Genomic DNA, 26,356 nt, shown 5'->3' with positions numbered 1-26,356 from the left:
GGCACTTTCGCCATAGGGTGGCACTGAACCCAGGCAGAGGACCCGGCGAATGTTTCAAGTGCTGAGCGGCTCTTGGGCCCTGTTTCTGGGCCTTTACATGCTGATGATCGGCAACGGTCTGCAGGGCACCCTTCTGGGTGTGCGGGGCGGGATGGAGCATTTCAGCACGCTGGAAATGTCCATCGTGATGTCGGGCTATTTTCTGGGCTTTCTCGGCGGTTCACGGCTGACCCCCGAAATGATCCGGCGCGTCGGCCACGTGCGGGTTTTTGCGGCGCTCGGCTCGACCATCTCGGCGGTGCTGATCATGTATCCCGCTCTGGTGACGCCCTGGGCATGGACGATCGGGCGGATTCTGATCGGGTTCTGCTTCTGCGGCGTCTACATCACCGCCGAAAGCTGGCTGAACTCGTCCACCACGAACGAGATTCGGGGCAAGGCGCTGTCGTTCTACCTGATCGTGCAGATGGCAGGGATCGTCACTGCGCAGTATATCCTGACGCTGGGCGATATCGGTGGATATGTCCTGTTCATCATCCCGTCGATCCTTGTCAGCATGGCCTTCGCGCCGATCCTGCTGTCGGTTAGGCCGACGCCCGCCTTTGCCAGCACCCGCCCGTTGCCGATCCGGCGGCTGATCGAGGCATCGCCGCTGGCCTGCATGGGCATGTTCCTGCTGGGCGGCGTGTTCTCGGCCCAGTTCGGGATGTCGGCGGTCTATGGCACCCGCGCGGGGCTGGATATTTCGCAGATCTCGATCTTCGTCTCGACGATCTATGTCACCGCGCTTGTTGCGCAGTATCCGATCGGCTGGCTCTCGGATCGGATGGACCGGCGCCTTTTGATCATCGGTCTGGGCGCGCTGGGCGGGTTGGGCGCGCTGATCTCGTTCTTCGGGCAGGGCAACTACGCGCTGATCCTTGTCAGCGCGGGGGTGATGGGCGGCACCTCGAACCCGCTTTACGCGCTGCTGATCGCCTATGCCAACGACTACCTCGAACGCGAGGACATGGCCGCCGCCTCGGGCGGGTTGCTGTTCATCAACGGGCTGGGCGCCATCGCCGGGCCGCTGGCGCTGGGCTACCTGATGGATCACGTGGGCAACGCGGGATACTGGGTGTTCATCGCGGCGTTGATGCTGGGGCAGGCGGGCTATGGTGCCTGGCGGATGACGCGGCGCAAATCGCGCGGCCACGGCCCCGACACGGTGCCTTTCGTGCCGATCGGCTCGGGCGCAACGCCGGTCGCTGCCGAGATGTTGCAGGAGGCAAAGGTGCAGTCCGAGCACGCCGATCAGCCGGCGACGGCGGCCTGACCACGCTGGCGGTTGCGTGATGGCTGACGATCTGCGAGGTCTTGGGATAACGAATCCGTGACGGGGGCACGGGCGACCTGCGCAAGTCAGGGGGAGGGGAAAAATGACGCCGGATACGGTCCTGCAATTCTGGCTCGACGAGGTCGGGCCTGCGGGGTGGTACGCAGCGGGCGAGGCGCTCGATAACGAGGTCCGCGCCCGGTTTGCAGCCAGTTGGGACGAGATGATGGAGGGTGCCTTCGGTCTGTGGCTGACCTATCCCGGCGGTGCACTGGCCTACCTCATCCTGACCGACCAGTTTCCCCGCAACATGTTCCGCGACACCGGCAAATCCTTTGCCTCCGACGCGGTGGCGCGTGCGGCGGCCAAGGCCGCGATCGATCATGATTGGGATCTTATGATTCACGAACCCGCGCGGCAGTTCTTCTACATGCCGCTGATGCATTCCGAGACGCTGACCGATCAGGACCGCGCGGTGCGCCTGTTTTGCGCCCGCATGCCGGAAACCGGCGAGAACAACCGCCTGCATGCCCGCGCCCATCGCGATGTCATCCGCCGTTTCGGCCGCTTCCCAACGCGCAACGCGGCGCTTGGTCGTGTCAATACGCCCGAAGAGGCGGCTTGGCTGCGCGACGGCGGTTATGGCGCGACGTTGCGTGCGCTGGAAACCGCGACGGCCTGATCCGTCTTGAACCTTCGTCGGGCTTTGGTGCCCGGGCTGTCGCTGGGGCATGCCGAATGAAGGGATGAGCCATCACAAACCGCGGCCTGATACCACGGCGCCGGTCGCCGGGGTGTAGTCCGGGGTCACCGTGGCGGCGGCCGCAAGGCGGGCAATTCCGGCGGGCCAAGCGGGATTTCGGTGCGTGAAAGCACTGCCTCTCACAGGTCCAGGTCCATGCAGCCCGGCGCGGGCAGCCATGCGCGCAGGTCACTGGCGGTCGTGGAGAAATTGGTTTAATACCAAACTAATTTTGCATTCGGAGGAACGCTGATGGCCGCCAGGAACTTTGACATGATCGTGATTGGCGCTGGCCCGGGCGGCTATGTCGCTGCGATCCGGGGCGCGCAACTGGGCTTGAACGTGGCCTGCGTCGAGCGCGAGCATCTGGGCGGCATCTGCCTGAACTGGGGCTGCATCCCGACCAAGGCGATGCTGCGCTCGGCCGAGGTGTTTCACCTGATGCACCGTGCCAAGGAGTTCGGGCTGAAGGCAGATGGCGTCAGCTATGATCTCGACGCGGTCGTCAAGCGCTCGCGCGGTGTGGCCAAGCAGCTGTCGGGCGGGATCGGCCACCTGTTCAAGAAGAACAAGGTCACCACGATCATGGGCACCGCGAAACTGGCGGGCAAAGGCAAGGTCACAGTCACAACTGACAAGGGCACCGAAGACCTGACCGCGCCGGCCATCGTGGTGGCGACCGGTGCGCGCGCCCGCGAACTGCCGGGGCTGGAAGCCGATCACGACCTCGTCTGGACCTACAAGGACGCGCTGGTGCCCAAGCGGATGCCGAAGGACCTGCTGGTCATCGGTTCGGGTGCAATCGGGATCGAGTTTGCCAGCTTCTTCAACACGCTGGGCGCCAAGACGACCGTGGTCGAGGTGATGGACCGGATCCTGCCGGTAGAAGATGCCGAGATCAGCGCCTTTGCCAAGAAGCAGTTCGTCAAGCAGGGCATGACCATTCTCGAAAAGGCCGGCGTCAAGAAACTCGACCGCCAGAAGGGCAAGGTCACCGCGCATATCGAACAGAACGGCAAGGTGACGACCCAGGATTTCGACACGGTGATTTCCGCCGTCGGCATCGTCGGCAACGTGGAAAACCTCGGGCTGGAAGAGGCGGGCGTGAAGATCGACCGCACCCATGTGGTGACGGACGAATTCTGCCGCACCGGTGTCGAGGGGCTTTATGCCATCGGCGACATCGCCGGCGCGCCGTGGCTGGCCCACAAGGCAAGCCATGAAGGCGTGATGGTGGCAGAACTGATCGCGGGCAAACATGCCCACCCGATCAAGCCCGGCTCGATCGCCGGCTGCACCTATTGCCAGCCGCAAGTCGCCAGCGTCGGCCTGACCGAGGCCAAGGCGAAAGAAGCCGGCTTTGACATCAAGGTCGGCCGCTTCCCCTTCATCGGCAACGGCAAGGCCATTGCGCTGGGCGAACCCGAGGGGATGATCAAGACCGTTTTCGACGCCAAGACGGGTGAGCTTCTGGGCGCGCACATGGTCGGCGCCGAGGTGACAGAATTGATCCAGGGCTACGTCGTCGGACGCCAGCTGGAAACGACCGAAGAAGACCTGATGGCCACCGTCTTCCCGCACCCGACGCTGAGCGAGATGATGCACGAATCGGTGTTGGACGCCTACGGCCGCGCCATCCACTTCTGACGCGGCATCAGGGCGTCAGGGTGTCACGGTCAGCGGAATGCTGGCGAGCACTTTGTCGCCCTGACCCATGATGTAGCGGATCTCGTAGTCGCCCGCGCTGTCGGGCGCACGCACCGTCAGCGGGTTGTCCGACCCGGTATAGGTGAAGTTGATGTATCCATCATCGCCCTTCGCCGAGATTGCGATGTAGTCGCCATCGTAGTTCGGACCGTCCCAACCGATGGTGACATCACTTCCCGCCTGTGCTGTCGGGGGTGCGATGACCTGTGCTGTCACCGGCGTAATTGTGATCGGCTGGCGATAGATGGTCTCGCGGTCGCGGAACCTGTAGCGCAGTTCGTAATCGCCCGGCGTTGCTGGCATTACCAGTTTCGCGGGGTTGCCCCGGTTGGTGTAAACGTAGTTGACGTAATCGGTGCTGCCCAATGGCCCCACCTGAATGTTGTCGGCGTCAGAGTCGGGGCCGGTCCAGCCGACCGTAATGGTCGACCCGGCGACGGCCGTTGCGGGTGCATCCAGCCCCACAGGCGCCTGGGTCACGGTGATCGGTCGCGTGGCGACCACCTCGCGGTCCTGGTAGACGTAGCGCAGCTCGTAGCTGCCCGGCACGGCGGGCAGCGGCAGCGAAACCGGGTTGCCCGAACTTGTGTAGGCATAAAAGAGATAGCCCGGATCGCCCGGCTTGCCGATCTGGATGTTGTCGGAGGGCGCGTCAGGCCCGGCCCAGCCGACCTGTATGGTAGAGCCCATCGGTGCGCTGTCGGGCGCGGTCAGGCCAATCTCGGTCGCTGTCACGGTAATCGGTCGGGTCGCCACGACCTGGCGGTCGCGGAAGCTGTAGCGCAGCTCGTAGTCGCCGGGCTCGACAGGAACCTGCAAGGTTACCGGGTTGCCATCACTGGTATAGGCATAATCGGCGTAATCGCCGCCCGGCTTGGCGATCTGGATGTTGTCGGAGGGCTGGTTTGGCCCGGTCCAGCCGACATCAACAGTCGCGCCCGCCTCCACGCTGTCGGGGGCGCTCAACGAGATCTCGGCATCCGTTACCGTGATCGATTTCGTGGCGATGATGTCGCGGTCGTGCAGGGCATAGCGGAACTCGTAGGTGCCCGGCGTGACCGGCATGATCAGGTCAACCGGGTTGCCCTTGCTGGTATAGGCATAATCAATGTAATTGCCGCCGGGCGTCGCGATCTGGATGTTGTCGGAATCTTCGTTCGGGCCGACCCAGCCGACCGACACGGTACTGCCGCGCGGGGCGGTTTCAGGCGCCACGATCCGCGCCTTGGGCAAAGCCACGGGGAAAACCACGGTGAAGGTCGTATCGCCGCCCTGCACCGCCACGACCTGTTTCGTCATCTCGGTTTCGGTCGAGACGCGGTAGGCGGTCAGCGTGTAGGCCCCCTCTGGCAGGTCGAGCGCGGTCGGGTTTTCCTGCTTGTCCGATAGAACGGGGCCGGCCTCGCCCGTAACCGTCCAGTTCACGGGGTCGGTAATCTCGGCGCCATTGGCGTCGCCCTCCACCGCCCGCAGTGTCACCGCGATTTCTGCAGGGGGCGGCGGCGGCTCGGGGGCCTTGGATACTTCGCTTAGTGCCCGGGTCAATTCGCCCGCGTTCGCGGCGGTCAGGAACTGGCCACCGGTATTCTCGGCGATACAGCTCATCTGGCGCACCGCTTCGGCATCCGAGCCCACATCGAAACCCACGACGTGAACGGTGATATCAACCCCTGTTTCTTCAAGGTGCTTGGCCGCCGCGCAGGGATCGGGATTGCACGTCTCGACGCCATCGGAGACGAGGATGACAGTCGCCTTTTCCTCGGTATAGCGCAGCGCCTCTGCAGCAGCGACGACAGCGTCGGTCATCGGCGTCTTGCCCAGCGGCTTGACCCGGGCGATGGCTGCCGCGATGGCATCGCGCGTCCCGGGCCCGGGCGGGATGACCGTCTGGATATCGCTGCAATCGCCACGGCGATTGGCGCCATAAACCGTCAGGCCCAGATTTTGGTCATCGGGGAGGGTGGCCAGCAGGTCCGTGATGACCTTTTGCGCGATGGTGATCTTGGCGACCCCATCAACCTGTCCCCACATTGAACCAGAAGCGTCAAGCACAAGGATGGTGTTTGGCCGGTCTTGTGCAAAACCTGCCAAGGGCAGAAGGGATATCAATAAAATAGCCAGCCAGCGCATGAAAAAACCTCGGGTCAGTCAATGACCCGAGGTAAACACAAGTTGCGCGATCTGCCTAGCCGCTTTGACCGGGCAGGTTGCAAGGCGGGCCGTTTGGCCTCAGCGAACGACCTGGCCGCCGGCGGCTTTCCAGTGGGCAAGGCCACCGATATTGTGCACGTCCTTGTAGCCCATCGAGCGCAGGATCTCGGTCGCGCGGCCCGAACGCGCGCCAGAGGCACAGTAGACGGCGATGGGTTTGTCGACTGACAGATCGGCCGGGTGGTCGGGGGCCTTCGGGTCGGCCTTGACCGGCACCAGCCCAAGCGGGATGTGGTGCGCGCCGGCGGCACGCCCCGACATCATCACTTCGCCGGTCTCGCGCACGTCGAGAAGGTTTATCTTGCCAGCTGCGGCGAGTTGCACGGCCTGGGATGCGGTGATGGACATGGAAAGGCTCCTCAATGGGTGATGAGGCGGTATATACATTGCAAAAGTAAAATGTAAAGGGCGGTCAGTAGAAATAACACGTGAATGTTCCGTTAATGTTCTATGATTCCGATTGGCGGGCGTCGTATGACGGCCTATCTCTGGTGGAACGTGGTCGGGGGATCGAAGATGGCCGAGCTGAAGCAGATCGAGGTGCGCGGCGCGCGCGAGCATAACCTCAAGAACATCGACGTGACGATTCCGCGCGACCAGCTGGTCGTGATCACCGGGCTGTCGGGCTCGGGCAAGTCCAGCCTTGCCTTCGACACGATCTATGCCGAGGGGCAGCGCCGCTATGTCGAAAGCCTGTCGGCCTATGCGCGGCAGTTCCTCGACATGATGGAAAAGCCCGACGTCGACCATATCAGCGGCCTCAGCCCCGCGATTTCCATCGAGCAGAAGACGACCAGCAAGAACCCCCGCTCGACCGTCGGCACGGTGACCGAGATCTACGATTACCTGCGCCTTCTCTTCGCGCGCGCCGGCACGCCATTCAGCCCGGCCACCGGCTTGCCGATCGAGGCGCAGCAGGTTCAGGACATGGTCGACCGGGTGATGACCCTGCCCGAGGGCACGCGCGGCTATCTGCTGGCCCCCATCGTGCGTGACCGCAAGGGTGAATACCGCAAGGAATTCCTCGAGTTGCGCAAGTCCGGCTTTCAGCGCGTCAAGGTCGACGGCGCGTTCTACGAGCTGGACGAGCCGCCCACGCTGGACAAGAAGCTGCGCCACGACATCGACGTGGTCGTCGACCGGATCGTGGTGCGCGAGGGGCTGGAGACACGGCTGGCCGACAGTTTCCGCACCGCGCTGAACCTGGCCGACGGCATCTGCGTGCTGGAAACCGCGCCGACCGAGGGTGAGCCCGAGCGGATCACCTTTTCCGAGAAATTCGCCTGTCCGGTCAGCGGCTTCACCATCCCCGAGATCGAACCGCGCCTGTTTTCCTTCAACGCCCCGTTCGGTGCCTGCCCGGTTTGCGACGGGCTGGGGGCCGAGCTGTTCTTCGACGAACGCCTTGTCGTGCCCGATGTCACGCTGAAGGTTTCGGACGGCGCCATCGCGCCGTGGCGCAAGGGCAAGTCGCCCTATTTCCTGCAGACGATCGAGGCCATCGCGAAGCACTACGGTTTCCCCAAGAACGCCCGCTGGAAGGACATCCCCGAAAAGGCGCAGCAGGTGTTCCTCTACGGCTCGGGCGAGGAAGAAATCCAGTTTCGCTACGACGAGGGCGGCCGCGTCTACCAGGTCAGCCGCGCCTTCGAGGGCGTCATCCCCAACATGGAGCGTCGCTACAAGGAAACTGATTCCGCCTGGGTGCGCGAGGAATTTGAGCAATACCAGAACAACCGCCCCTGCGGCGCCTGTGGCGGCTACCGGCTGCGGCCCGAGGCGCTGGCGGTGAAGATCGGCGGGCTGCATGCCGGGCAGGTCGTGCAGATGTCGATCCGCGAGGCCTACGACTGGTGCCTGACCGTTCCCGAGAAATTGTCGAAACAGAACAACGAGATCGCACGGCTGGTGCTGAAGGAAATCCGCGAGCGTCTGGGCTTTCTCAACAATGTCGGGCTCGACTATCTCACGCTGAGCCGCAATTCCGGCACGCTGTCGGGCGGCGAAAGCCAGCGCATCCGGCTGGCCAGCCAGATCGGCTCGGGTCTGACGGGAGTGCTTTACGTCCTCGACGAGCCCTCAATTGGTCTGCACCAGCGCGATAACGGCCGTTTGCTGACGACCCTGAAGAACCTGCGCGATCAGGGCAACACGGTGATCGTCGTCGAACATGACGAGGAAGCCATCCGCGAGGCTGATCATGTCCTCGATTTCGGCCCCGGCGCGGGCATCCATGGCGGCCGGGTCGTGGCGCAAGGTACGCCTGAAGAGATCATGGCCGACCCGGCCTCGCTGACCGGGCAATATCTGGCGGGCACGCGCGAAATCGCGGTGCCAAACGCGCGGCGCAAGGGCAACAACAAGGTGCTGACGGTGGTCAAGGCCACCGGCAACAACCTGCGCGAGGTCACTGTCGATTTCCCGCTGGGCAAGTTCGTTTGCGTGACCGGCGTGTCGGGTGGCGGAAAATCCACCCTGACCATCGAGACCCTGTACAAGAACGCGGCGATGAAGCTGAACAATGCCCGCGAGACGCCCGCGCCCTGCGAGACGATCAAGGGGTTCGAGCATCTCGACAAGGTCATCGACATCGACCAGCGGCCCATCGGGCGCACGCCCCGGTCAAACCCCGCGACCTATACCGGCGCCTTCACCCCGATCCGCGACTGGTTTGCCGGCCTGCCGGAAGCCAAGGCGCGCGGCTATAAATCCGGGCGCTTCAGCTTCAACGTGAAGGGCGGGCGCTGCGAGGCCTGCCAAGGCGACGGCGTGCTGAAGATCGAGATGAACTTTCTGCCCGACGTCTATGTCACCTGCGAGACTTGCAAGGGCAAGCGTTACAATCGCGAGACACTGGAGGTGAAGTTCAAGGGCAAGAGCATTGCCGATGTCCTTGATATGACAGTGGAAGATGCGCAGGATTTCTTCCGCGCCGTGCCCGCGATCCGCGAAAAGATGGATGCACTGGTCGAAGTCGGGCTGGGCTATGTCAAGGTCGGCCAACCTGCGACCACGCTGTCAGGCGGCGAGGCGCAGCGCGTGAAGCTGTCGAAGGAACTGGCGAAGCGGGCAACCGGGCGCACGCTTTACATCCTCGATGAACCGACGACGGGCCTGCATTTCGAAGACGTCAAGAAGCTGCTGGAGGTGCTGCACCGGCTGGTTGAACAGGGCAATTCGATGATCGTGATCGAGCACAACCTCGACGTGGTCAAGACGGCCGACTGGGTTATCGACATTGGCCCCGAGGGCGGCGATGGCGGCGGGCAGGTCGTGGCGACGGGCACGCCCGAGGACGTGGCCAAGGTGCCCGGCAGCCATACCGGCAACTATCTCAAGCAGATGCTGGCCGCGCGAAAGGTGGCGGCCGAGTAGGGCCGGGGGGCCAGCCCCCCGGACCCCCCGGGATATTTGCAAGGCAAAGGCGGGGAGGAGCGCGCCCTATTTCGTCGGGCAGGTCGACAGGCCGAAGATGCTGTAAAGCGGGCAGGTGCCGAATGCGCCGGTCAGAAACGGCACGAAGCCGATCAGCCACAGCGCGTGCCACGGCCCGTTTCCGTTGGTGAAGAAGTAGATCGACAGCATCACCAGCCCCGCAACGATGCGGATGATGCGGTCCGTTGTGCCGACATTGCTCTTGAACATGATGATATCCTCTGAGGGTTAATTTGCATCACGTTTATTGAATATGTCGGGCGGCGGCGTTGATCTGGATCAATCCCCCCGGTGGCGCGCGGCAAGGCGCGGCAGCATGGCGCTGAAATCCTTGCCGCGGCCATCCTCGTTCTCTACGAACTGGCGGTAGAGCGCGGCAGCCCTCGTGCCCAGCGGCGTATCGGCATCGGCGGCCTCGGCGGCCATCTCGGCGAGGCCGAGATCCTTCAGCATCAGCTCGGCGGCAAAGCCGGGCTTGTAGCCGTTGTCGGCGGGCGACGCGGGGCCGACGCCGGGCGCGGGGCAATAGGCGTTCATCGACCAGCTGGAGCCCGACGAGGTGCTGACCACGTCGAACAGCGCCTGCCGATCAAGGCCCAGCCGGTCGGCCAACGCGAAAGCCTCGCAGGTGGCGATCATCGTGACGCCCAGGATCATGTTGTTGCAGATCTTCGCCGCCTGTCCGTTGCCTGCGGGGCCGCAATGCACGATGCGCTTGCCCATCGCCTCCAGCAGAGGGTGCGCGGTATCGAGCGCCGCTGCGGGCCCGCCCACCATGAAGGTCAGCGTGCCCGCCTGCGCGCCGCCGATCCCGCCCGAAACCGGCGCGTCGAGCGCGGCAAGGCCGCGTTCGGTGGCCGCCGCGGCGACATCGCGGGCGGCGGCCACGTCGACGGTGGAACAGTCGAGATGGATGGCGCCCTTGCGCATCGCGGGGTGAATCTCGGCCGCGACCCGGCGCAGAATCGCGCCGTCGGGCAGCATGGTGATGACCACGTCGGCCCCCTCTGCCGCCGCCGCCGCGGTCGCGGCCAGCGTCAGCCCTTCGGGCTGCGCCGCAAGGTCAAAGCCCGTCACGTCATGTCCTGCCTTGACGATGTTGGCGGCCATGGGCGCGCCCATGTTGCCGAGGCCGATGAATCCGATCTTCATGATGGGGTCTCCGTAAGGTTGAGGCTGTCGGGGCCGAGGGGGGCCGTCATGGCGGCAATGTCATCGGCCGGCAGGTTCCAGCCGGCATGGCGCCAGCGCGGGTTGCGGTCCTTGTCGATGATGGCGGCGCGGATGCCTTCGATGAAATCGCTGTGCGCGACCGCCCGGAAGGTAAAGCGGAACTCGTGATCGAGCGCGGTCTCGATCCGGGGATCGGCGCGGGCGGCGCGGATGATGTCGAGGGCCGCGGCCATCGAAAGCGGCGAATTGCGGCGCATCAGCTTTTCGGCATGGGCCAGCGCCGGGCTGTCGTCGAAGCGGATGTCGGCCAGCGTAGGTGCGGCAAAGGCGCGGTCGATATCGGGTTGCCAGTCGGCCAGCCGGGCCGGGGGCGCGGCATGATCGGGCAGGGCGGGCTGCCCGCTGGCGGCCATCGCGGCGGCCAGCGCGGGCCAGTCGGCTTCGGGCACGAAATGATCTGCGAAGCCGGCGAGAATGGCATCGCCCGCCTCCATCCGGTCGCCCGTCAGGCCAAGGTATTCGCCCAGCCGCCCCGGCGCGCGCGCCAGAAGCAGCGACCCGCCCACGTCCGGCACCAGCCCGATGCCGCATTCGGGCATCGCGATGCGGCTGGTCTCGCCCACGATGCGGTGGCGGGCATGGCAGCCGATGCCCACGCCCCCGCCCATCGTGTAGCCCTGCAGGAAGCTGACCACCGGCTTGGGATAGTGGTGCAGGGCAGCGTTCAGCCGGTATTCGTCGCGCCAGAACGCCCGGCCGTAGTCGGCATCGCCCCTGCGCCCGGTGGCATACATCTCGGCAATGTCGCCGCCCGCGCAGAAGGCCCGGCCCTCGGCGTCGATCAGCACGATCTGAACCTGCGGATCGGTGCGCCAGGCGGTGATCGCGCCCTCAAAGGCGCGCAGCATGTCCCATGTCAGCGCGTTCAGCGCGGCGGGACGGTTGAGGGTGATGCGCCCCGCGCGCCCCTCGGTGCGGATGATGACGTCGCTCATCGTCCGACCATGCCCCGCGCGACGATCAGGCGCATGATCTCGTTGGTGCCCTCGAGGATCTGGTGCACGCGCAGGTCGCGGACGATCTTCTCGATCCCGTAATCGGCCAGGTAGCCGTAGCCGCCATGCAGTTGTAGGCACTGGTCGGCCACGCGGCTGCCCACCTCGGTCACGAACTTCTTGGCCATCGCACAGGCCGTCGTCGCGTCGGGCGCGCCGGTGTCGAGCTTCCACGCCGCCTGCCGCAGCAGCACGCGCGCCGCCTCCATCTCGATCGCCATGTCGGCAAGGCGGAATTGCAGCGCCTGGAACTGGTCGAGGCGCTGGCCGAAGGCGTGACGTTCGGCCATGTAGGCCAGCGTCGCGTCCAGCGCGGCTTGTGCGGCCCCCAGCGAACAGGCGGCGATGTTCAGCCGCCCGCCGTCGAGGCCGGCCATCGCGTAGGAAAACCCCTTGCCCTCTTCGCCCAGCAGGTTGCCCTGCGGGATCGTCGCGCCGTCGAGGTTGACCTGCCGGGTGGGCTGGCAGCGCCACCCCATCTTGTCCTCCAGCCCGCCGAAACTCAGCCCCGGCGTGCCTGCCTCGACGATGAACGCGCTGATGCCCTTCGGCCCCTCCTGCCCGCTGCGGGCCATCACGATATAGGCATCCGAATAGCCGCCGCCCGAGATGAACGCCTTGGTCCCGCTCAGCGACCAGCCGTCATCGGTGGCCACGGCGCGGGTCTTGAGCGCGGCGGCGTCCGAGCCCGATCCGGGTTCGGTCAGGCAATAGGACAGCACCGTCTGCATCGACAGCGCGCCGGGCAGAAGACGTGCCTTCAACGCGTCGCTGCCATAGCTGTCGATCATCCGCGCGCACATGTTGTGGATCGACAGGAACGCCGCGACGCTGGCGCAGGACATCGCCAGCGCCTCGAAGACCAGCGTGGCGTCGAGCCGGCTGAGGCCCGCGCCGCCCGCCTCCTCGGAGACGTAAAGCCCCCCAAAGCCAAGCGCGGCAAGCTCGGGCCAGAGGTCGCGCGGGATCGTGCCCTGCCTTTCCCAGTCGCGGGCATGGGGCGCGATGCGGTCGGCCCCGAAGGCGCGCGCCATGTCGAAGATCGCGACCTGTTCCTCGCTCAGCGCGAAATCCATTGCCTTCTCCCGTTATTGTGCTGGATCATTGAACTTTATCAGTAACCTGTGCGGCGTTCTTCACGGTCTCACAGGTCCACGTGAAACTCGTCGACAAGGCCGCGCACGACGGTGCGGAGCGCCTCTTCACGACTGTCGCCCGCCTGCATCGCGTCTTCCAGCGCTTGCCTTTGCCGCGCGGCGCTGGTGCCATCAGCCAACAGCGCGGGCAACGCGGCCACCTCGGCGGCACAGCCCAGTGCCGCGGCATCCTCGGCCACAAGGCCCAGCAGTTCTTCCAGCAATTCACCGAAGGGGACGATCTGGTGACGGCCAAAATCGATCAGCCCGGCGGTGGTGCCAAAGCGTTGCGCCCGCCAACGGTTCTCGCCCACGAGGAAGTTGTCGTAGATCCGCCAGCGCTGGTTGCGTTCCCGCAGCCGCCACAGCATCCGCGCGATCGACTGGATCAGCCCGGCCAGAGCCAGCGTCATTTCCAGCCGCGAGGGCAGATCGCAGATGCGGGTTTCCAGCGTGGGGAAGCGGGCCGAAGGGCGCAGATCCCACCAGATCTTGGTGCCATCCTCGATCAGTTGCAGATCGCTGAGGGCCTGCACGTTGCGCTGGTAGTCGGACCAGTCCAGCAGGCGCGGCGGCAGCCCCGTGCGCGGCAGGTTGTCAAACACCGTCAGCCGGTAGGAGGCCAGCCCCGTATCCTCGCCCTGCCAGAACGGTGACGAGGCCGACATCGCCAGCAGGTGCGGCAGGAAATAGGTCAGCTGGTTCATGATGTCGATGCGGGCCTCGCGGTCCTCGATGCCGACGTGAACATGCATGCCGCAGATCAGCATCCGCCGCGCCACTCCGCCCAGATCGCGCCGCAGGGAATTGTAGCGGTCCTTGTCGGTGTGGTGCTGGGTGTGCCAGTCGGCGAAGGGGTGGCATGAGACCGCGATGGGGGCCAGCCCGTGCTGCGCGGCATGGCGCGCCACGGTGGTCCGCAGGCGGCGCAGGTCATCGCGGGCGGTGGCGATGCTGTCGCACACGCCGGTGCCGATCTCGATCTGGCATTGCAGGAATTCGGGGCTGACCTGTCCGGCAAGGTCGGCGCGGCAGGCCTCCATCAGCCCCTCGGGTGCCGCGGCAAGGTCGAGGCTGTCGCGGTCGACCAAAAGGTATTCTTCCTCGATCCCGAGGGTAAAGGATGGATCGGTCATCGGCGCCCCCTGTTTTGACTGACAAGACCAGAGCACGCGGCGTCGGGCAAGCCGCGCAATCCCCCTTTTCCGCCCACAAGGCCTGCGATAGAAGGCACCTCGGCGCGTCGCCGTCGGTCCCGTAGCTGCCGGCCATCGCCCGCTTGCGAGTATAATCTTGCCCGTCTCACAACCTGATTGCATCACCTGTGGTGCCTGCTGCTTTGGCGGCCACGACCGCTATGTGCGGCTTTTCCCCGAAGATCACGCCCGCCCGATTCCGCCCGCCGCGCTGACCGAAAGCGACGGCACCCGCTTCATGCGGATGCAGGACGGACATTGCGCGCAGCTGTGCCGCGGACCGGGCGACACCGCGCTCTGCCGCATCTACGAAGACCGGCCGACCGCCTGCCGCGCATTCCGTGCCGGCAGTTTCGAGTGCAACGTGACCCGGCGCGACAAGATGCAGCTGGCGGAGGTGTTTCGGGCGGGCGGCCCGCCCGAAAGGCCCGAGCCGCCACACCCTGTCCTGCCGCGCGTGGCCTAGTCCATTGGCTTGAAGTTGAAGGCCGAACCTTCCTTGATGCCGCTTGGCCAGCGCGAGGTCACGGTCTTGGTCCGCGTGTAGAAGCGGAACGCGTCCGGCCCGTGCTGGTTAAGGTCGCCGAAGACCGATTTCTTCCAGCCGCCGAAGGTGTGGTAGGCCAGCGGCACCGGGATTGGCACGTTGATGCCGATCATGCCCACGTTCACGCGCGACGCGAAATCGCGTGCAGTATCGCCGTCGCGGGTGAAAATGGCGGTTCCGTTGCCGTATTCATGGTCCATCGCCAGCCCCAAGGCTTCCTCATAGGACTGCGCGCGCACCGTCGACAGGACCGGCCCGAAAATCTCCTTGCGGTAGATCTCCATGTCCTTGGTGACGTGGTCGAAAAGGTGCGGACCGACGAAGAACCCGTTCTCGTAGCCTTGCAGATTGAAGTCGCGCCCGTCGACGACCAGTTTCGCCCCCTCGGCGATGCCCGATTCCACCAGCCGCAGGATGTTGGCCTTGGCCGCTGCCGTGACGACGGGGCCGTAATCCACATCCTTGCCCGCGGTATAGGGGCCGACCTTCAGCTTCTCGATGCGGGGGATCAGCCGCTCGATCAGGGCGTCCGCCGTGGCATCGCCCACCGGCACCGCGACCGAGATCGCCATGCAACGCTCGCCGGCCGCGCCGTAGCCCGCGCCGATCAGCGCGTCGGCGGCCTGGTCCATGTCGGCGTCGGGCATGATGATCATGTGGTTCTTGGCGCCGCCAAAGCACTGCACGCGCTTGCCGTTAGAACAGCCGCGCCCATAGATGTATTCGGCGATCGGGGTCGAACCGACAAAGCCGATCGACTGGATGACCGGATGGTCGATGATGGCATCGACCGCTTCCTTGTCACCGTTGACGACCTGAAGGATGCCCTTGGGCAGGCCCGCCTCCTCGATCAGTTCTGCCAGCATCAGGGGCACCGAGGGGTCACGCTCGGAGGGTTTCAGAATAAAGGCGTTGCCGCTGACGATAGCGGGGGCGAACATCCACATCGGGATCATCGCGGGGAAGTTGAAGGGGGTGATGCCCGCGGTGACGCCCAGCGGCTGGCGCATTGAATACATATCGATGCCGGGGCCGGCGGCATCGGTATATTCGCCTTTCAGCAATTGCGGCGCGCCGATGCAGTATTCGACAACTTCCAAGCCGCGCTGCACGTCGCCGGCGGCGTCGGGCAGGGTCTTGCCATGCTCGCGGCTCAGCGCCTCGGCCAGCTTGTCCATGTCACGGTGGAGCAGGTCGACGAATTTCATCATCACCCGGGCGCGGCGCTGGGGATTGACGGCGGCCCATGCGGGTTGCGCCTTGGCTGCAACCTCGACCGCCTGCGCCAGTTCCGCCGCACTGGCCAGCGGCACCTTGGCCTGCACCTCGCCGGTGGCGGGGTTGAAGACGTCGGCAAAGCGGCCGGACGTGCCTTTTACATGTGCGCCGCCGATATAGTGGGTCAGTTCAGTCATCGCGTCCTCCTTCGGGTTGGGCGCACTCTAGCCTTGCGTTTTTCACTGGAAAAGGGCCAGATCGCCAAAACTGTTTTGCATTTTTGCAAGGGTGAGATGGCCAACTGGGACGACATGCGGGTATTTCTGGCGGTGGCCCGCAGCGAGAGCCTGTCAGGCGCTGCGCGCGGCCTGCAAATGGATCCGGCCACGGTGGGCCGCCGCATTGCCCGGCTGGAAGAGGGGCTGGGCGTCGCGCTGTTCGTGAAGTCGCCGCAGGGCTACGCGCTGACTGCGGCCGGCATCCGGATGCGCGACCGCGCGGCCGATGCCGAAGAGGCGCTGAGGCTGGCGCAGGACGAAGCACAAGGGCAGGCGGGCGGGCTGGCCGGACAAGTGCGCATCGGCGCGCCCGATGGCTGCGCCAATTTCCTGCTGCCGCAGGTCTGCGCAGCAATTCGCGACGCCAATCCCGACCTTGAAGTGCAGATTCTTGCCTTGCCGCGTGTCGTGAACCTGTCGAAACGCGAAGCCGACATGGCGATTACTGTCAGCCCGCCTGATGCCGGCCGTCTGACCGTGCAGAAGATGACCGACTACCATCTGCATCTTGCGATGCGCGCCGATCTGCCGACACCCGCCACGTTGGCCGACCTCGCCGGGCTGTCATTGGTGGGCTACATCCCCGACATGATCTTCGACAAGGAACTCGACTATCTGGGCACGTTAGGGGCCGATGGCGTTCAGATGGCTTCGAACTCGGTCGCGGTGCAGTTGCAGATGCTGCGTCAGGGCGGCGTGGGCATCGTGCATGATTTCGCGCTGCCCTTCGCGCCCGAGCTGGTCCGTGTGCTGGAAGGCGAGGTGTCGCTGCGGCGCTCTTTCTACCTCGTGCGCCACGCGGCCGACCGCCGGTCAGACCGCCTGGGGCGCTTCGCAACCGCGCTGGTCGCAGGGTTGCGGGCCGAGGTCGGGCGGCTTGAATCGTTGGCAGGCTTGACAGGGCGGCCCTTCGCGGGGGACGCTTGATCACGTCAGTGTGAGGGGAGGCCGCCATGCTCGTCCATCAGATCCTGAGTTCCAAGCCCGCAGTGGGTGTCCTGACGATCAGTCCCGAGGCAAGCGTCGGTGACGCCGTCGCGCTGTTGTCATCGAAAAAGATCGGTGCCGTCGTGGTTTCGCGCGATGGCGTGACGGCTGAGGGCATCGTCTCGGAGCGTGACATCGTGCGCGAACTGGGCAACCGCGGCACAGGCTGCCTGACAGAGGCCGTGGCCGCCATCATGACCCGCAAGTTGGTGACCTGCGGCAAGGAGGACAGCGCCGACCGCGTGATGCAGGTGATGACCGAGGGACGTTTCCGTCACCTGCCGGTGCTGGAGGGTGGCCGGATGGTGGGCCTCGTGTCGATCGGCGACGTGGTCAAAGCGCGACTTGCCGAACTGGCAATGGAGAAACATGCCCTCGAAGGCATGATCATGGGCCACTAGGCCCCTTGCATCGTCGCGCCCCATGATGTTGCTTGCGCCGCAAGACTGAAAGACGAGGTGCGCCATGCGCGTAGGGCTTTATCCCGGCACGTTCGATCCGGTGACGCATGGCCATATCGATATCATCAGGCGGGCCTGTTCGCTGGTGGATCGTCTGGTGATCGGGGTGGCGATCAATCGCGACAAGGGTCCGTTGTTCAGCCTGGATGAAAGGGTTGCGATGATCCGCGAGGAATGTGTGCCACTGGGCAAGCCCACCGGCACCGAGATTGTCGTTCATCCGTTCGAGAACCTGCTGATCGACTGCGCTGCAGACGTGGGCGCAACCGTCATCATCCGGGGCCTGCGGGCCGTGGCTGATTTCGAATACGAATTTCAGATGGTCGGCATGAACCGCAGTCTCAACAACGCGATCGAGACGGTGTTCCTGATGGCCGATGCAAAAAACCAGGCGATCGCCTCGAAACTTGTCAAGGAGATCGCCCGGCTGGGCGGCGACGTGACGAAATTCGTGCCGCCCTCTGTCAAGGCCGCGCTGACTGCGCGGCTGCACGCGCCAGATCAGCCGTAGACGGCGGTCCGGGCGATCCGGGCAGCGTCGCCACGGTAGATGTTAAGGTCGAGCGCCACGTCGAGCGGCATTGTCTCGATCTCGTGCTTGGTCCGCAGGTAAAGTGCGCGTTTGCGGGCGGCGGCGCGCAGGTTGGAAATCATGGTCATGACGGGCCTCCTTGGGTTCAATGTTCCGTTCACGTTCGGAATCTAGTTATGCTGCGCCGCAGCACAACCGCCTGTTTGCGCTAACTGCCATGCGTCCGCTGCATGGCCCGGCCCATCCCAGAATGCGAAAAACCGCCCCGACTTGGGGCGGTTTTCCTGTATTTCCAGACGGTTGTCGCTGATCTCAGATCAGCTTGCCCATCGCGACCGCGGTGTCGGCCATGCGGTTGGAGAAACCCCACTCGTTGTCGTACCAGGTCAGGATGCGCACCATCGTGCCATCCATGACCTTGGTCTGGTCCATGTGGAAGACCGAGGAATGCGGGTTGTGGTTGAAATCGGACGACACCAGCTTTTCGTCGGTATAGCCAAGAATTCCCTTGAGCGGGCCATCGGCAGCGGTGCGGATGGCCGCGTTCACTTCTTCCACCGTGGTCGGGCGGCTGGCCTCGAACACCAGATCAACGACCGAGACGTTGGGCGTGGGCACGCGAATGGCGACACCGTCCAGTTTGCCCTTCAGTTCCGGCAGCACCAGCCCCACGGCCTTGGCCGCGCCGGTCGAGGTCGGGATCATGCTGAGCGCCGCGGCGCGCGCGCGGTAAAGGTCCTTGTGCATCGTGTCCAGCGTCGGCTGGTCGCCGGTATAGCTGTGGATCGTCGTCATGAAGCCCTTGGAGATGCCGATGGCGTTGTTGAGCACATAGGCCACCGGCGACAAGCAATTGGTGGTGCAGGACGCGTTCGAGACGACAAGGTCATCCTTCGTCAGCGTGTCGTGGTTGACGCCGAAAACGATGGTCTTGTCCGCGCCGTTCGACGGCGCCGAGACCAGCACACGGCTCGCGCCGTTTTCGAGGTGGATCTTGGCCTTCTCCTTGTCGGTGAAGATGCCGGTGCACTCCAGCACGATATCAATGTGCTTCCATGGCAGTTCGGCGGGATTGCGGATGGCCGACACCTCGATCGGGCCGCGGCCCACGTCGATGGTCGTTTCGGTCGTGGTCACCTCGGCGGGGAAGCGGCCATGGACCGAGTCGTAGCGCAGCAGGTGCGCGTTGGTCTCGACCGGGCCGAGATCGTTGATCGCCACGACCTCGATATCGGTGCGGCCCGATTCGATGATCGCGCGCAGCACGTTGCGGCCGATGCGGCCGAAGCCGTTGATGGCAACCTTGACAGTCATGTTGTCGTCCTCCGGGTGGTGCGGGGCGGGAGGCGCCCCGTTCATTGGCAAAGGGATGGCGCCACCATTGCGATTTGCGCCGAAAGGTCAACTCTCGACCAGCAGCCCCTTAGCGCCAGAATGCCACCCATTCGATCAGGTCCGCCATCTTGCGCAGCAGAAAGATGCTGCCCACGTCATGGTTGTAAAGGTGGTCGGCCCCGACGAGGCCGAGGATGATCAGGACGATGGCAATGGACAGCCTGTTGGTCATGCCAGCGGTGTAGCCTTGGGCCCGGCGAAAGGCAAAGGCTTGTGCAGGCAGATTGGGCGGCTAAGTGTTGACCAGCACGACCAGAGCGGAGGATGCATGAGCGGCCTGATCGCCTTACTCGACGACGTGGCAGCGATTGCCAAACTTGCCGCCGCCTCTGTCGATGACGTGGTGGGGCAGGCGACGCAGGCCGGCGCCAAGGCTGCCGGCGCGGTCATCGACGATGCCGCGGTCACCCCGAAATACATTCATGGCCTCGCGCCCGCACGCGAATTGCCCATCGTCGGCAAGATCGCGCTGGGCTCGGTCCGCAACAAGCTGGTCTTCCTGCTGCCCGCGGCGCTGCTTCTGTCGGCCTTCGCGCCCTGGGCGATCGCGCCGCTCCTGATGCTGGGCGGGGCTTATCTCTGCTACGAGGGGGCCGAGAAGGTGCTGCACTGGCTGCGCCCGCCACATGCCGCGCCCGCCGCCGGGGCGGCGCCCCCGGTCGATCCCGCCCAGCTGGAGGAAACGAAGGTCGAGGGCGCGATCAAGACCGATTTCATCCTGTCGGCCGAGATCATGACAATCTCGCTCGCCGCCCTCTCCACCGGGTCGATCTGGCTGCAGGCGGGCGCGCTGGCGTTGGCGGGACTGTTCATCACGGCGCTGGTCTATGGCGGGGTGGCAATCATCGTGAAGGCCGACGATGTCGGTCTCTGGATGGCGCGAAACGGGCATTTCGGGGCCACCCGCGCCGCGGGCCGCGCGGTGGTGCGCGCCATGCCGGCCGTCCTGCGGGTTCTCACCGCGGTTGGCACGGTGGCGATGCTCTGGGTTGGCGGGTCGATCATCCTGCATGGGCTGGAGGTGCTTGGCTTGCCCCAGCCTGCAGAGGAGATTCATCAGCTTTCCCTGGCCGCTGGGCAGGGGGTGGGCGCTGTCGAATGGGGTGTCACCGCGCTCTGCGACGCGCTGGCCGGTCTGGTCATCGGTGCCATCCTCGTCCCGCTTGCGGGTGTGATCACGCCGCTCTGGGCCTGGGTCAGCCGCCCCTTGCCGTCGTCGCGCATCGAGGTGCCCGACTGGCATGCGCCGATATTGCTGGTCGCGCGGCTGCTGATCGCGGCGCTCTTTCTCGGCGGTGCGCTGCAAAAGGGGTTCAGCCCGTCGCAGGTGATGGGTCTGCTGGCAGGCAAGGGCCTGCCGGAATGGCTGGTCTGGCCTGCGCTGGTCTTCGATGCGGTCGCGGCGCTGGCGCTGGTCCTGGGGGTGGGGGTGCGGCCGCTGGCCTTCGCGCTGGCCGCCTATTGCGGCTTTACCAGCATCTTTCACTGGATCCCCAGCGACCCGTGGCAGATCACGATCTTCGTCAAGAACTGGGCCATCGCGGGCGGCTGCCTCGCGCTTGCGGTAACCGGATCTGGCGGCCTCGCGCTGCGGCCCGACAGGACAACGTGAAAAGGGGCGGACCGGGCCCGCCCCTTCATCTTGCCCCAAATACTCCCGCCGGAGGCGTCCACGCCGCCGCGGGCGGCGTGGATCAGAGCAGCGATTTGACCTTCTCGGCCACGGCCTCGGCAGTGATGCCGAACTTCTCGTAAAGCACTTCGGCCGGGGCCGAGGCGCCAAAGCCCGACATGCCCACGAAGCCCGCCTTGGCCTCGCGTCCGCGCTCGCCCAGAAGCCACTGGTCCCAGCCCTGGCGCACGCCCGCCTCGATGGCCACGCGCACCGGGCCCGCCGGCAGGATACGCTTGCGATAGGCGTCGGGTTGGGCCGCGAACAGCTCCATCGACGGCATCGAGACGACGCGCGTGCCGATCCCCTCGGCCTCGAGCAGCGCCTTGGCTGCCAGCGCGATCTCGACCTCCGAACCGGTGGCCATCAGGATGGCCCGACGTTTGCCCGTCGCCTCGGCCAGCACGTAGGCGCCCTGCGCAGTCAGGTTGGCGGTCTTGTGCTGGGTCCGCACGGTCGGCAGGTTCTGCCGCGACAGCGCCAGCACGGTGGGCGTGCCGTTGGCCGTCAGCGCCAGTTCCCATGCCTCGGCCGTCTCGACCGTGTCGGCCGGGCGGATCACCCGCAGGTTGGGGGTGGCGCGCAGCATCGCCAGATGCTCGACCGGCTGGTGCGTCGGCCCGTCTTCGCCAAGGCCGATGCTGTCATGGGTCATGACGTAGACGGCGGGCACGCCCATCAGCGCGCTCAGGCGGATCGCGCCGCGGGCGTAGTCGGTAAAGCACATGAAGGTGCCGCCATAGGGCCGCACGCCGCCATGCAGCGCCATGCCGTTCATCGCGGCGGCCATGCCATGCTCGCGCACGCCGTAATAGACGTAGCGCCCGGCGCGGTTCTCGGGCGAGAAGATGCCCAGATCGCCGGTCTTGGTGTTGTTCGAACCGGTCAGGTCGGCCGAGCCGCCCAGCGTCTCGGGCATGATCGGGTTGACCACTTCCAGCACCAGTTCCGAAGACTTGCGGGTGGCATGGCTGGCTTTCAGCTCGCTCGCCTGCTTTTTCAGCGCGCGGATGACCGCGCCAAGGCGCTTGGGTGCCTCGCCGGCCATGATGCGTGCGAACTCGGCCTGCTTGCCTTGCGACAGGCCGGCCAGCCGCGCCTCCCATTCAGTGCGGACGGCGGCACCACGCGCACCGATCGCCTCCCACTCCGCCTTTACCTTCGCGGGGATCTCGAACGGCCCGCCGGTCCAGCCATAGGCGGCCTTGGTGGCCTCCAACTGGGCCTTGTCGGTCAGGGCGCCATGGCCCTTGGAAGTGTCCTGCGCCGCGTGTCCCAGCGCGATATGCGTCTTGCAGGCGATCATCGAGGGCCGCGGATCGGCCTTGGCGGCGGTGATCGCGGCGTCGATCGCCACCGGGTCATGCCCGTCGATGGCCTGCACATGCCAGCCCGCGGCGGCGAAGCGCGCCATCTGGTCGGTCTTGTCGGCAATGCCGACATGGCCGTCGATGGTGATGTCGTTGTTGTCCCAGAAAACGGTGAGATGACCAAGCTGCTGCATCCCGGCCAGCCCGATCGCCTCATGGCTGATGCCTTCCATCAGGCAACCGTCGCCCGCAATGACGTAGGTCCGGTGATCGACGATCTTGGCGCCGAAGCGGGCGCGCTGTACCTCTTCGGCGATCGCGAAACCGACCGAGTTGGCAATACCCTGTCCCAGCGGGCCGGTGGTGGTCTCGATGCCGGCGGCATGGCCATATTCGGGATGGCCCGCAGTGCGCGCGCCCCACTGGCGGAAGTTCTTGATCTGGTCGAGCGTGATGTCGGCATAGCCCGTCAGGTAGAGAAGCGCATAAAGCAGCATCGAGCCGTGGCCCGCCGACAGGATGAAGCGGTCCCGGTCAGGCCAGTGCGGCGCGGTGGGATCGAATTTGAGGTGCTTTTCGAACAGCACTGTCGCCACGTCGGCCATGCCCAGAGGCATCCCCGTATGGCCCGATTTCGCAGCGGCCACGGCATCGAGCGTGAGGGTTCGGATGGCGGCGGCCTTCATCCAGTGATCGGGGTGCGCTTGGCGCAGGGCGGCGATGTTCAAGGGGAAATTCCTTTGCTGGCGGGCAACACGTGCCCATGCCTCATACCAAGGCCGTGCCCGAGATCAAGGGTGGCGGCTAAGGCGTTGATCCCCGTGGAAGAACGCCATTTGCCCGGGACGCAGCGATGGCTTAGGCTGAGATAAGGGCAGTACGATTCGGGCTGCGCGGGCGGGTGTGGCCAATGCCGGGGCAGCGGCAAAGTCGGCGCAGCAGGACGTTGCGGGAACACGGACAGGGACAGGAAAAGCGGCAGATGAGCGACATCGTCGAGCTTGAAAGCCGGATCAGCGCGGCGCTGGGACGGATCCGGGCAGGCCTTGCACAGGTGCCCGTTGGGACCGGCAGCATGGCTGCCCCGGCACCCGCCGCGGGCACGGCCGAACTTGCCGCCCTGCGTGCCCGGCTCGAAGAAGAGCGTATCGCCAACGCCCAGCTTGAGGCGCGGGTCAAGGCGCTCAAGGACCGTCAGGACGAACGCATCGCCGCGCTGGAAGACGCGGCGACGCAGTCGAAAACCCAACTTGCGCTTTTCGACCGCGATCTGCAGCGCTTGCGCGAAGCCAACGCTGACCTTCGGGACATAAACGGACAATTGCGCGACGCGCTGGCCGAGGGCGTGGCCGATCCGGGGCTGATCAACAAGGCAATGAGGGCCGAACTGGACGCTCTGGCAGCACTTCGCGCGGCAGATGCCGCCGAGGTTGACGCGGTGCTCGAGGCGCTCAGGCCGATCCTTGCGGAGGCGACGTGATGGCAGAGGTCGAGATCACCATCGGTGGCCGCAGCTTTGAAGTGGCCTGTCAGGATGGCGAGGAGCCGTTTCTGCAAAGCGCCGCCGCGATGCTGGATAACGAGGCATCGGCGCTTTCGGGCCAGATTGGCCGGATGCCGGAATCGCGGATGCTGCTGATGGCGGGGCTGATGCTGGCGGACAAGACCGCCGGACTCGAAGAGCGCCTGCGCACGTTGGAGGCGCGCCTGTCGGAGGTGGAAGGGCGGCCCGAACCGACACCGACCCGGGTCGAGGTTCCGGTCGTGCCCGGCCACGTGACCGAGGCGCTGGCAGAGATCGCCGCGCAGGCCGAGGCCCTTGCCGACGAGGTCGAGGCCAGGGGCTCGGCCGGATCGCAGCCCGCGGAGTGATCCGCGGGCCGTTCTTGCCTCAAGCGTTGGCTTCGCGGATCTTGTCGGCAGCGGCCTTGTCAAAGGCGATGCCCTTGGACGACAGCAACTCGTCCAGTTCGCCCGAAAGCGTCATCTCGGTCACGATGTCGCAGCCACCCACGAACTCGCCCTTGACGTAAAGCTGCGGGATAGTGGGCCAGTCCGAGAAATCCTTGATGCCCTGACGGATTTCGGCGTCTTCGAGCACGTTCACGTCGGTGAATTCGACACCCATGAAGTTCAGAACACCCGCCACGCGGCTGGAAAAGCCACATTGCGGCATCATTTTCGTGCCCTTCATGAACAGCACAACGTCATGGCTGGTCACGGTGTCCTTGATCTGGTCGGTCGCGCTCATCGGGATGTCCTTTCAGAGGGTTAATCGGGCGCCTTGGTGGTCAGCGCCAGCGCGTGCACCGCACCGGAGGGGCCATCCATGCTGCCCTTGAGCGCGGCATAGACCGCGCGTTGCTGTTGCACGCGGTTAAGCCCGCGAAAACTTTCGTCGATCACCTCGGCCGCGAAATGCTGCCCGTCATCGCCTTGCACGGTGATCTTCGCCTTGGGGAAGGTCTCGCGCAGCAGCGCCTCGATATCATGGGCGGTCATCGGCATGGGGGTGTCCTTGGCTGATTGCCTTCAGATGTAGAATGCACCCGCAGCGCCCGCAAGGGGTGGACATGCGACTGGCCGGGCGGGGGCGGGGCAGGGGGCGCTGCCCCCTCTTGGCCTGACGGCCAATTCACCCCCGGAGTATTTGCGGCAAGATGAAGCCTCAGGCGAGCATCGCGATGGGATTCTCGAGGTTGTCCTTGATCGCCTGCAGCAGGTTGGCGCCCAGCGCACCGTCGATGACCCGGTGATCGACGCTGAGCGTGACCGACATCAATGTGCCCACCGTGACCTGTCCGTCCTCGCCCACGATCGGTTTGGCCACGCCCGCGCCGACCGCGAGGATCGCGGCGTGGGGCGGGTTGATGATGGCGTCGAAATTGTCGATGCCGAACATTCCGAGGTTGGAGATGGCAAAGCTGCCGCCCTGGTATTCGCCCGGTGCCAGCTTGCGCTCGCGCGCGCGCTTGGCGAGGTCCTTCATCTCGGCCGAGAGGGCCGAGAGCGTCTTGGTCTCGGCATCGCGCAGCACGGGGGTAAAGAGCCCACCTTCGATGGCGACGGCGACGGCGACGTCGGATTTATCGAATTGCAGCGTGCGGTCGCCGGCCCAGACGGCATTGGCGGCGGGCACCTGTTGCAGGGCCAGCGCGCAGGCCTTGATGATGAAATCGTTGACCGACAGCTTCACGCCGCGCGATTCTAGGTCCTTGTTCAACTGGCTGCGGAATTTCAGCAGCGCATCGAGGCGGATGTCACGGCGCAGGTAGAAATGCGGGACCGATTGCTTGGCCTCGGTCAGCCGCGCGGCGATGGTCTTGCGCATGCCGTCAAGCTTGACCTCGGTGAAGGGGCGGTCGGCATACATCTTCAGCACGGTATCGGTGGCAGGGCCGGTCGCCATCGCGGCGGCAGGGGCCGCTGCGGGGGCTGCGGTCGCGCTTGCAGCGGCCGGTTTGGGTGCGGCGCTGGCGGCCTCGACGTCGGCCTTGACGATCCGGCCATGCGGGCCAGAGCCCGTGAGCGTGCCAAGATCAAGGCCCTTGTCAGCGGCAATCCGGCGCGCCAGCGGCGAGGCAAAGATGCGAGCCCCGTCGGACGACGTGCCGGCGGAAGGCGCAGGCGCGGCTGTGGTGGCGGGCGTGGCCGGCGCAGGCGCGGCATCAGGCTTTGGCGCCTCGGCTTTTGGCGCGGCAGGTTTGGGCGCCTCGCTGATGTCGTCGGCGCTTTCGCCTTCGGCCAGCAGCACGGCGATGGGCGTGTTGACCTTTACCCCCTCGCTGCCTTCAGAGATCAGGATCTTGCCGATCACGCCCTCGTCGACGGCCTCGAACTCCATCGTCGCCTTGTCGGTTTCGATCTCGGCCATGATGTCGCCGGACTTGACCGTGTCGCCCTCTTTCACCAGCCACTTGGCCAACGTGCCCTCTTCCATCGTCGGAGACAGGGCGGGCATCAGGATTTCGGTGGGCATCGCGGGC

Annotated in this window: 26 protein-coding genes and 1 pseudogene; 12 read left to right on the top strand and 15 right to left on the bottom strand. The window is 65.4% G+C overall.

Annotation, left to right across the window (positions count from 1 at the left end; genetic code table 11):
• The first annotated feature begins 49 nt into the window (after positions 1–49).
• From GC146_RS14450 to lpdA, 3 genes are all read left to right on the top strand, one after another.
• Complete coding sequence (locus tag GC146_RS14450) at positions 50–1,315, top strand: MFS transporter (protein WP_291840118.1); 1,266 nt, start codon at positions 50–52, stop codon at positions 1,313–1,315.
• Positions 1,316–1,418: 103 nt separating this feature from the next.
• A complete protein-coding gene (locus GC146_RS14445; protein WP_291840116.1) occupies positions 1,419–1,997 on the top strand; it encodes a DUF924 family protein in 579 nt (192 codons plus the stop codon).
• Between the two features lie 312 nt (positions 1,998–2,309).
• Positions 2,310–3,704, top strand: a complete 1,395-nt coding sequence (gene lpdA, locus GC146_RS14440; protein ID WP_291840114.1) for a dihydrolipoyl dehydrogenase — start codon at positions 2,310–2,312, stop codon at positions 3,702–3,704.
• A 15-nt stretch (positions 3,705–3,719) separates the two neighbouring features.
• On the opposite strand, the gene GC146_RS14435 is transcribed toward lpdA, so the two are convergent.
• Both GC146_RS14435 and GC146_RS14430 read right to left on the bottom strand, forming a co-directional pair.
• Positions 3,720–5,894 (bottom strand): VWA domain-containing protein, encoded by a 2,175-nt coding sequence (locus GC146_RS14435; RefSeq protein WP_291840111.1) that lies wholly within the window; start codon positions 5,892–5,894, stop codon positions 3,720–3,722.
• A 99-nt stretch (positions 5,895–5,993) separates the two neighbouring features.
• Positions 5,994–6,323, bottom strand: coding sequence for a rhodanese-like domain-containing protein (locus tag GC146_RS14430; RefSeq protein ID WP_291840108.1), 330 nt, complete (start codon positions 6,321–6,323; stop codon positions 5,994–5,996).
• A 168-nt stretch (positions 6,324–6,491) separates the two neighbouring features.
• Between GC146_RS14430 and uvrA the strand changes: the two genes are divergently transcribed.
• Positions 6,492–9,350, top strand: a complete 2,859-nt coding sequence (gene uvrA, locus GC146_RS14425; RefSeq protein ID WP_291840748.1) for an excinuclease ABC subunit UvrA — start codon at positions 6,492–6,494, stop codon at positions 9,348–9,350.
• A 66-nt stretch (positions 9,351–9,416) separates the two neighbouring features.
• On the opposite strand, the gene GC146_RS14420 is transcribed toward uvrA, so the two are convergent.
• The 5 genes from GC146_RS14420 to GC146_RS14400 form a co-directional block, all read right to left on the bottom strand.
• A complete protein-coding gene (locus GC146_RS14420) occupies positions 9,417–9,620 on the bottom strand; it encodes a DUF2892 domain-containing protein (RefSeq protein ID WP_291840104.1) in 204 nt (67 codons plus the stop codon).
• A 69-nt stretch (positions 9,621–9,689) separates the two neighbouring features.
• On the bottom strand, positions 9,690–10,562 hold the full coding sequence (gene mmsB / locus GC146_RS14415) for a 3-hydroxyisobutyrate dehydrogenase (RefSeq protein ID WP_291840101.1): 873 nt from the start codon (positions 10,560–10,562) through the stop codon (positions 9,690–9,692).
• The gene (locus GC146_RS14410) at positions 10,559–11,578 is read right to left on the bottom strand and encodes an enoyl-CoA hydratase/isomerase family protein (RefSeq protein WP_291840099.1); all 1,020 of its coding nucleotides are present in this window, start codon (positions 11,576–11,578) and stop codon (positions 10,559–10,561) included. The genes mmsB and GC146_RS14410 overlap by 4 nt, the downstream gene beginning before the upstream one ends.
• Entirely contained in the window at positions 11,575–12,714 is a 1,140-nt protein-coding gene (locus GC146_RS14405; RefSeq protein WP_291840096.1) for an acyl-CoA dehydrogenase family protein, read from the bottom strand. The genes GC146_RS14410 and GC146_RS14405 overlap by 4 nt, the downstream gene beginning before the upstream one ends.
• Before the next feature lie 68 nt (positions 12,715–12,782).
• A complete protein-coding gene (locus GC146_RS14400; protein ID WP_291840094.1) occupies positions 12,783–13,910 on the bottom strand; it encodes a carboxylate-amine ligase in 1,128 nt (375 codons plus the stop codon).
• A 157-nt stretch (positions 13,911–14,067) separates the two neighbouring features.
• Between GC146_RS14400 and GC146_RS14395 the strand changes: the two genes are divergently transcribed.
• Entirely contained in the window at positions 14,068–14,436 is a 369-nt protein-coding gene (locus GC146_RS14395; RefSeq protein ID WP_291840092.1) for a YkgJ family cysteine cluster protein, read from the top strand.
• On the opposite strand, the gene GC146_RS14390 is transcribed toward GC146_RS14395, so the two are convergent.
• Entirely contained in the window at positions 14,433–15,932 is a 1,500-nt protein-coding gene (locus GC146_RS14390) for a CoA-acylating methylmalonate-semialdehyde dehydrogenase (RefSeq protein WP_291840089.1), read from the bottom strand. The genes GC146_RS14395 and GC146_RS14390 overlap by 4 nt on opposite strands.
• A gap of 96 nt (positions 15,933–16,028) precedes the next feature.
• On the opposite strand from GC146_RS14390, the gene GC146_RS14385 reads away from it, so the two are divergent.
• The 3 genes from GC146_RS14385 to coaD all read left to right on the top strand — a co-directional run bounded on the left by GC146_RS14385 (position 16,029) and on the right by coaD (position 17,972).
• The gene (locus GC146_RS14385; RefSeq protein WP_291840087.1) at positions 16,029–16,940 is read left to right on the top strand and encodes a LysR family transcriptional regulator; all 912 of its coding nucleotides are present in this window, start codon (positions 16,029–16,031) and stop codon (positions 16,938–16,940) included.
• Positions 16,941–16,966: 26 nt separating this feature from the next.
• Positions 16,967–17,401, top strand: a complete 435-nt coding sequence (locus GC146_RS14380; protein WP_291840085.1) for a CBS domain-containing protein — start codon at positions 16,967–16,969, stop codon at positions 17,399–17,401.
• A gap of 64 nt (positions 17,402–17,465) precedes the next feature.
• Positions 17,466–17,972 carry a pantetheine-phosphate adenylyltransferase gene (gene coaD, locus GC146_RS14375; RefSeq protein WP_291840081.1) on the top strand — a complete coding sequence of 169 codons (507 nt, stop codon included), beginning with the start codon at positions 17,466–17,468 and terminating at the stop codon, positions 17,970–17,972.
• Here coaD and GC146_RS14370 read toward each other — a convergent pair.
• The 3 genes from GC146_RS14370 to GC146_RS14360 all read right to left on the bottom strand — a co-directional run bounded on the left by GC146_RS14370 (position 17,963) and on the right by GC146_RS14360 (position 19,560).
• A complete protein-coding gene (locus GC146_RS14370; protein ID WP_291840078.1) occupies positions 17,963–18,121 on the bottom strand; it encodes a hypothetical protein in 159 nt (52 codons plus the stop codon). The two genes, coaD and GC146_RS14370, sit on opposite strands and share 10 nt — an antisense overlap.
• 184 nt (positions 18,122–18,305) lie before the next feature.
• Positions 18,306–19,307 carry a type I glyceraldehyde-3-phosphate dehydrogenase gene (gene gap, locus GC146_RS14365; RefSeq protein ID WP_291840075.1) on the bottom strand — a complete coding sequence of 334 codons (1,002 nt, stop codon included), beginning with the start codon at positions 19,305–19,307 and terminating at the stop codon, positions 18,306–18,308.
• A gap of 109 nt (positions 19,308–19,416) precedes the next feature.
• Positions 19,417–19,560: a hypothetical protein gene (locus GC146_RS14360; RefSeq protein ID WP_291840072.1), complete on the bottom strand. Its 144-nt coding sequence runs from the start codon at positions 19,558–19,560 to the stop codon at positions 19,417–19,419.
• A 96-nt stretch (positions 19,561–19,656) separates the two neighbouring features.
• Between GC146_RS14360 and GC146_RS14355 the strand changes: the two are divergent.
• Positions 19,657–20,592: pseudogene (locus tag GC146_RS14355) on the top strand (DUF808 domain-containing protein); the annotation flags it as partial.
• 24 nt (positions 20,593–20,616) lie between these two features.
• Positions 20,617–21,000 (top strand): DoxX family protein, encoded by a 384-nt coding sequence (locus tag GC146_RS14350; protein ID WP_291840745.1) that lies wholly within the window; start codon positions 20,617–20,619, stop codon positions 20,998–21,000.
• 82 nt (positions 21,001–21,082) lie between these two features.
• Here GC146_RS14350 and tkt read toward each other — a convergent pair whose 3' ends face one another.
• Positions 21,083–23,098 (bottom strand): transketolase, encoded by a 2,016-nt coding sequence (tkt, locus tag GC146_RS14345; protein WP_291840069.1) that lies wholly within the window; start codon positions 23,096–23,098, stop codon positions 21,083–21,085.
• A gap of 254 nt (positions 23,099–23,352) precedes the next feature.
• Here tkt and GC146_RS14340 point away from each other — a divergent pair, with 254 nt between their 5' ends.
• A complete protein-coding gene (locus GC146_RS14340; RefSeq protein WP_291840067.1) occupies positions 23,353–23,850 on the top strand; it encodes a hypothetical protein in 498 nt (165 codons plus the stop codon).
• A complete protein-coding gene (locus GC146_RS14335) occupies positions 23,850–24,242 on the top strand; it encodes a cell division protein ZapA (protein ID WP_291840064.1) in 393 nt (130 codons plus the stop codon). The genes GC146_RS14340 and GC146_RS14335 overlap by 1 nt, the downstream gene beginning before the upstream one ends.
• Positions 24,243–24,261: 19 nt before the next feature.
• Here the strand turns inward: GC146_RS14335 and grxD are convergent, their stop codons facing one another.
• From grxD to GC146_RS14320, 3 genes are all read right to left on the bottom strand, one after another.
• Entirely contained in the window at positions 24,262–24,621 is a 360-nt protein-coding gene (gene grxD, locus GC146_RS14330; RefSeq protein WP_291840062.1) for a Grx4 family monothiol glutaredoxin, read from the bottom strand.
• A gap of 20 nt (positions 24,622–24,641) precedes the next feature.
• Positions 24,642–24,878 carry a BolA/IbaG family iron-sulfur metabolism protein gene (locus GC146_RS14325; protein ID WP_291840058.1) on the bottom strand — a complete coding sequence of 79 codons (237 nt, stop codon included), beginning with the start codon at positions 24,876–24,878 and terminating at the stop codon, positions 24,642–24,644.
• A gap of 160 nt (positions 24,879–25,038) precedes the next feature.
• The gene (locus GC146_RS14320) at positions 25,039–26,349 is read right to left on the bottom strand and encodes a pyruvate dehydrogenase complex dihydrolipoamide acetyltransferase (RefSeq protein ID WP_291840055.1); all 1,311 of its coding nucleotides are present in this window, start codon (positions 26,347–26,349) and stop codon (positions 25,039–25,041) included.
• Positions 26,350–26,356: the final 7 nt, after the last annotated feature.

It is taken from the genome of Limimaricola sp. (genome assembly GCF_016125575.1).
Lineage (GTDB): Bacteria > Pseudomonadota > Alphaproteobacteria > Rhodobacterales > Rhodobacteraceae > WGLM01.
This window is presented reverse-complemented; position numbering and strand designations above follow the sequence as displayed.